Source organism: Psychromonas sp. MB-3u-54, from assembly GCF_002836415.1.
In the GTDB taxonomy this organism is placed as follows: Bacteria; Pseudomonadota; Gammaproteobacteria; order Enterobacterales; family Psychromonadaceae; genus Psychromonas.
Map to the genome: position 1 here is coordinate 1 of NZ_PJBP01000001.1, position 5855 is coordinate 5855.

The 5855-nt window shown below is 40.2% G+C and carries 7 protein-coding genes; 1 reads left to right on the forward strand and 6 read right to left on the reverse strand.

The genetic code is table 11. The features are described 5' to 3' along the window. The coding region (locus CXF72_RS00005; RefSeq protein WP_157823142.1) for a hypothetical protein at positions 1-416 on the reverse strand (416 nt) is incomplete at its 3' end. A gap of 395 nt (positions 417-811) precedes the next feature. Between CXF72_RS00005 and msrA the strand changes: the two genes are divergently transcribed. Continuing rightward, entirely contained in the window at positions 812-1345 is a 534-nt protein-coding gene (msrA, locus tag CXF72_RS00010) for a peptide-methionine (S)-S-oxide reductase MsrA (RefSeq protein WP_101036008.1), read from the forward strand. Positions 1346-1681: 336 nt separating this feature from the next. Here the strand turns inward: msrA and CXF72_RS00015 are convergent, their stop codons facing one another. The 5 genes from CXF72_RS00015 to ribBA form a co-directional block, all read right to left on the reverse strand. Next, a complete protein-coding gene (locus CXF72_RS00015; RefSeq protein ID WP_332870213.1) occupies positions 1682-2434 on the reverse strand; it encodes a DMT family transporter in 753 nt (250 codons plus the stop codon). Between the two features lie 360 nt (positions 2435-2794). Then, positions 2795-3514: a DUF445 domain-containing protein gene (locus CXF72_RS00020; protein WP_101036010.1), complete on the reverse strand. Its 720-nt coding sequence runs from the start codon at positions 3512-3514 to the stop codon at positions 2795-2797. A gap of 138 nt (positions 3515-3652) precedes the next feature. Beyond that, entirely contained in the window at positions 3653-4084 is a 432-nt protein-coding gene (gene nusB / locus CXF72_RS00025; RefSeq protein WP_198552442.1) for a transcription antitermination factor NusB, read from the reverse strand. A 5-nt stretch (positions 4085-4089) separates the two neighbouring features. After that, a complete protein-coding gene (gene ribH, locus CXF72_RS00030; protein WP_101036012.1) occupies positions 4090-4557 on the reverse strand; it encodes a 6,7-dimethyl-8-ribityllumazine synthase in 468 nt (155 codons plus the stop codon). Between the two features lie 80 nt (positions 4558-4637). Next, positions 4638-5744 (reverse strand): bifunctional 3,4-dihydroxy-2-butanone-4-phosphate synthase/GTP cyclohydrolase II, encoded by a 1107-nt coding sequence (ribBA, locus tag CXF72_RS00035; RefSeq protein WP_101036013.1) that lies wholly within the window; start codon positions 5742-5744, stop codon positions 4638-4640. Positions 5745-5855 lie beyond the last annotated feature (111 nt).

Here is a 5855-nt window from a genome sequence, read left to right on the forward strand (position 1 = left end):
CTGCGGCTGTCAACACTGAGTGTCGGATCAATGTTAACCGTACTCACCAAGCTATCAGGATTCGTAACTTCAACTGATTGCGTTGTTGTAGCAATTAAACTTTGGGTCTCAAAATTTGTACTGGCAATTTCTTCCTCTCCAGAACGGGCGAAATCGACCGCGGAGGAAACGCCGCCATCGCTTGAGACTTCCCCGGCAGCCGTCTCGATCTCGTCAATATTTTGATCATTGCCTGCAATTGCTTCTTGAATTGCAGCTATTTCATCCAATGTATTTTGATCGACCGCAAAGGGATTTTCTGGTTGGACATTAGAGGGATCAGCAGGCGCATCATTATTAACAGCTAATAATTCACTTACATCAGCAGAAATTAAATCAGCATCAACCACATTTTTTCCTTTATTATTATCACTCATCACGTCTTCTCCAAAATATGATCTACACTAAAATAGCAAGCGCCAACAGAATTAAATTGCATATTTTTCAGAATAGACTATGCAGGTATAAAAAATAACTTTCAATTAATTGCTAACAATTACACCTGTATAGCATTTTATCAATGAGTGTGGTAATCAATTTTTTAACCTTTTAATCACAAAATAGTCACATTGATGTAACGTTAGTCCTCACCATAAATGATTTAACTTCACATTCAGCGGATAATTTAAAGAAAACACCCAATGAAATGAACCCCACTTGATTTACAGTTTTAAAAATAATGGCGATTGATAAAGTTTAATAATTAAAATAGATTGTTGTTATATCAATGTGTTAAATTTAACATTTAATAATTTAATAACGGGGTACAAAAATGGCAATTTCAACAGCAACTTTTGCAGGAGGATGTTTTTGGTGTATGGAAGCGGCTTTTAATGCATTAAAGGGAGTGAAGAGTGCGGTTTCCGGATACACGGGTGGACAAACCGATTCCCCAAATTATGAAGATATTTGCACTGGTACAAGCGGGCATGCCGAAGTGGTGCAAATAAAATTTGATGATTCAGTGATAAGTTACCCGGAATTATTAACTATTTTTTTCAGTCTACATGATGCGACACAATTAAACCGCCAGGGTCATGATATCGGCACACAATATCGTTCTGCCATTTTTTATCACGATCTCGAGCAAAAACAGTCAGCGCAAGAATTTATTAATAGCCTTGAGCAGCAGGCAGTATTGGCCGACAGCATTAAAACCACCATTGAAAAATTAGAAACATTTTACCCCGCTGAAGATTATCATCAGGGTTACTTTCTTAAAAATCCGGAACAAGGTTACTGTTCCATGGTCATTCAACCGAAATTTAATAAATTTAAACAACAATACCAAGCAGCCTTAAAATAAGACTTCGATAGTTAGGTAAAAAACACGAGTGCTTTCAAGCTTAAAGGTACTACCACAGAGAGCACAGAGGCGCTGCGCGCTACACGGAGAAATAACTAAAACACCAATTATTGTTTTATATTTTCCTTTTTTAACTCGGTGCGCTCTGTGGTGAATTTTTCATTTTCAAAAAAGCTTAAAGACACTACCACGAGGGCACAGAGTAAAGATGAGTGCTGACCGACATCAGTCCGAAGGCCCTAATTTTTATCTCATCGAGATCTTCGATTAAAACACCTCGAAGATGACAATATTAAAGTGCGATATTCTAATCCCGAATTCAGGTTAAATAAATATCTAAAGCTCACCCCTTGCCTTTTGATAGTGAGCCAGCACAACCAGTAAAATACCGGTGGAAACTAATACGGCTGAGATAATAAAATCTAAGCTGATTAGCTCGTTCATAAAGATAACGCCGCCCAGTGCGGCAATAACAGGCACCGATAACTGTATTACCGACGCCTGTGTAATAGATAATCCGGCCAGCGCTAAATACCAGCAATAATACCCCAATGCAGATGCCAGTACGCCGGATGTGATAGCCAACAACATACCCTGCCAGGTATAAATAATGGATGGATACGACCATAGAAAGAGAATAAAAATAAAAGGTAAGGTACGTAAAAAATTTGCATTGCTCGCAGACAAAGGATCACTTGTACCCCGTCCTTTCAAGGTATAAAAACCCCAGGCTATACCCGCTATGGTCATTAACACAAACCCCTGAAATGACGGGGTGCTTAAGTTTGGAAAAACCAAATATACAAAACCACTGAATGCAATAATCAAGCCCAGCAATTCAATAAACTGTAAACGATTGCCTTCAAGGTGATTTTTAATAACCATAGTAATTTGCACAGCAGCGAACAGTACTAATGCACCTGTACCTGTATCGAGTGACAGATAGGCAAAGGAAAAACCACAGGCATAAATAAATAACATCAAAGCCGAAAACCAGCTTGATTTAGATTTTACAGCGATCAGTGCATCTGAAGTAGCATTAAAAGTCGCGTTAGATTTCTGTTTAAAACGCAGCAGAATAGTCAACATTACAATCGCCGATAATAAACGCACTATCGTAAAACCAGCTGCGTCTATATCGCCCGTTCCTAACGCCAGACGAGCAAGGATCGAATTGGCTGCAAACGCCAGCAGCGCTAATACAGAAAACAGAAATGTATTGAACCTCGGTGATAATGTAATAATAATTTCCCCTCTAGGCTAGGGCCTTTCGATCCTTCGAGTACAAGTTTTGTTCAATCTAAAAGTGTTCTGAGCAAGGCATGAGGAGAACAGCATAGTTATTCTATATTAACTTTGATCAACGCTGCGCAGGACGCTTTTAGATGAACTCAAGGGCAGTATTTGTGCAAAAATGCACACGAAAGGTCAACAGGCCCTAGATCACTATCAGGCGATAACAAAGGCACTGATAAGACCAATCAGGCCTCCAAATACCCCGCCCCAGATAACCAGCCACCCCAAATGACGTTTGATCATTTTTTGAATGATATCTTTAACAATGTTCGGGGTTAATTCATTTAAACGCTGCTCAATAATCTGCTCAATTTTACCTAAAATATCCTGCATCATTTCGGGCTGTTCAACTTCGTCTTTAAGTAGCTGAATAAATTTATCATCATTAGTCATTTCAATAATGGATTTTTTCATATGTTCAATAAAGGGTTCACGCAGCGGCACCAGCGCCTCTTTACCACCAAACATAGCCAGCATTCCGCCAAATGACGAGACCATAATAACCTCCACCAAACCGTCAAAGGTCGGATCTAAATCAACCTTTTCAATCACCGGTTCAAGGTTGATGTTCGCCGCAGACATTGATCCTGCGCTTAAAAAACGATCCACGTTTTCAGGGGTGAAAAACTCCTCCATCATCAATCTGTGAATACTTTTTTTGAATTCCTCAAAATGGGCTGGAACAACGCCTGAACCATACAAAAAAGGAACTTTTTCAAATAACATGAAGACTGCCAACCAGTTGGTTAATGCGCCGGACAGCGCAAATAAACCCACCATGGTTAGAATAGCCGCTATCGGTGTTTCGCCTAACAGCAGACCGACAGCTAAAATGGCGGCTGCCACTAAATTGGTCAATAAACTTTTGTTCATTTTTATTCCTGTTAATATTTCTTTCTTTAGACACAAAAAATCCAGTGCCGAAGCAACTGGATTTTTTATTATGCCCCCAAATTGCTTGAAGATACGTCTCCAAGGAATTTGGGTATAAGCCTCATCTGAGCAGCAGTATTACTTGCTTGAAGCTTCTTCTCGTAGTTTTAAACTGCGTAATGCTTTATCTAAAACGCCATTAACGAATTTGTAACTTTCGTCCGTAGCAAAGTCTTTTGCTAATTCAATCGCTTCATTTAAGACCACTTTATGCGGAATATCGGTACGCTGAGTTAACTCAAACATGGCTAAACGTAATACCGCTTTATCGACCATATCAACATCTTCAATTTTACGAGAAAGATAAGGAGATAATTTTTCATCTAAAAAGTCAACACGATGAATAACACCGGTTAATAATTCTTTAAAATACGGGACATCTGTTTTTGACAGATCCTGATCAACACTAAATTGTTCAATAATTTGACCGGCACTCAGTTTAGTGATTTGCCATTGGTAAATTGCCTGTACCGCAGATTGGCGGGCGCGTCGACGTTCAGCTGGTTTCATTTTCATTATTTAAACTCCGCCATTACATTGACCATTTCTAATGCGCTTAAGGCTGCTTCACTGCCTTTATTACCCATTTTAGTTCCCGCACGTTCAATCGCTTGTTCAATTGAATCCGTTGTTAATACCCCGAAGGCAACCGGTATATCAAAGTCCATAGAGACTTGACCAAGGCCTTTATTACATTCGTTAGCAACAAATTCAAAGTGTGGTGTACCACCGCGAATCACTGTGCCTAATGCGATAATTGCATCGAATTTTTTAGAGGCTGCAACACGTTTAGCGACCAATGGAAGCTCAACGGCACCAGGAACACGTACAACAGTAATATTATCATCAGCAACTTGACCAGTACGCTTAAGGGTATCGATTGCTCCTGCTAATAACTGCTCGTTAATAAAGCTATTAAAACGAGAGATAACGATTGCGATCTGCGCTTGTGGTGCCGCTAAGCCACCTTCAATAATTTTCATTTACTACCCTTATTGCAAAATTTTGTGAATCTTAACACATTTTTATTAATTGTTAACTTTATTACGAATGGCAATACCGGCTATTCAGTAATGTAATCGACCACTTCTAAACCAAACCCTGATAACGCATGATATTTTTTCTCAGAGCTTAACAGGGCCATTTTCTGTACGCCTAAATCACGCAGGATCTGCGAACCGACACCCACACGGCGGCTAACTTTTTGCTCTTTTTTGGCCACTCGTTCACCGGCATCTTCATTGGCAATTTGTTTTACTTGTTCAATCAATGAACTCGGTGTCTCCTGATGAGCAAGCATAACCAAGACGCCACCGTCTTTATTTAAACGTTGCAGCGCATCATTTAATGGCCAGGTGCGTTTACTCAAGCGATCGGAAAAGAAATTATCGGCGAAGGTATTTTGTAAATGCACACGTACATTAGTGGTTTGCCCGGCTTTAATCTCGCCATTAACTAACGCAAAATGAACCTGTTTATCAATAGTGTCCTGATAAGCGATTAAATCAAACTCACCATATTCTGTCGGTAATTTGCAAGAACTGACACGTTCAATAGTGGTTTCATTGTTATTACGGTATTCAATTAAATCAGCAACTGTGCCTAATTTTATGCCCTTTTCTTCTGCAAAAATTTCAAGGTCCGGACGGCGCGCCATAGTGCCATCTTTATTTAAGATTTCAACGATTACACCAGCTGGCTCGCGACCCGCCAAGCGCGCTAAATCACACCCTGCTTCAGTGTGCCCGGCACGCGTTAATACGCCACCTTCTTGCGCCATCAGCGGAAAGATATGACCAGGCATAACAATATCGGTAGGTTGTGCGTTTTTCGCCACGGCAGCTTGTACTGTAACGGCGCGGTCTGCCGCTGAAATACCCGTTGTTACACCAAGGGCTGCTTCAATAGAAACCGTAAAGTTAGTCGAAAATGCAGCCGTATTATCATCAACCATTAGCGGCAACTTAAGTTGCTGACAGCGCTCAGCCGTTAATGTTAGACACACCAGGCCACGACCATAGGTTGCCATAAAGTTAATCGCTTCCGGGGTGACTAAATCAGCAGCCATAATCAGATCGCCTTCGTTTTCACGATCTTCATCATCCATCAAAATAACCATTTTACCTAAACGAATATCTTCGATAATTTCGGCGGTAGTACTTAATTTCATTTTATTTTCCTATCTATTGTACGGCTTAACCTAAGAAACCACTTCGAGCGAGCAGATCCTATGGTTCGATGATTTATTGTCATTGTAACTTTCAGAAGCGGATTCACCCAG

Bases quoted from the DNA above. Each gene is read 5' to 3' on its own strand.
- msrA (WP_101036008.1), top strand. From the start codon at position 812: ATGGCAATTTCAACAGCAACTTTTGCAGGAGGATGTTTTTGGTGTATG.
- CXF72_RS00015 (WP_332870213.1), bottom strand. From the start codon at position 2,434: ATGTTGACTATTCTGCTGCGTTTTAAACAGAAATCTAACGCGACTTTT.
- CXF72_RS00020 (WP_101036010.1), bottom strand. From the start codon at position 3,514: ATGAACAAAAGTTTATTGACCAATTTAGTGGCAGCCGCCATTTTAGCT.
- nusB (WP_198552442.1), bottom strand. From the start codon at position 4,084: ATGAAACCAGCTGAACGTCGACGCGCCCGCCAATCTGCGGTACAGGCA.
- ribH (WP_101036012.1), bottom strand. From the start codon at position 4,557: ATGAAAATTATTGAAGGTGGCTTAGCGGCACCACAAGCGCAGATCGCA.
- ribBA (WP_101036013.1), bottom strand. From the start codon at position 5,744: ATGAAATTAAGTACTACCGCCGAAATTATCGAAGATATTCGTTTAGGT.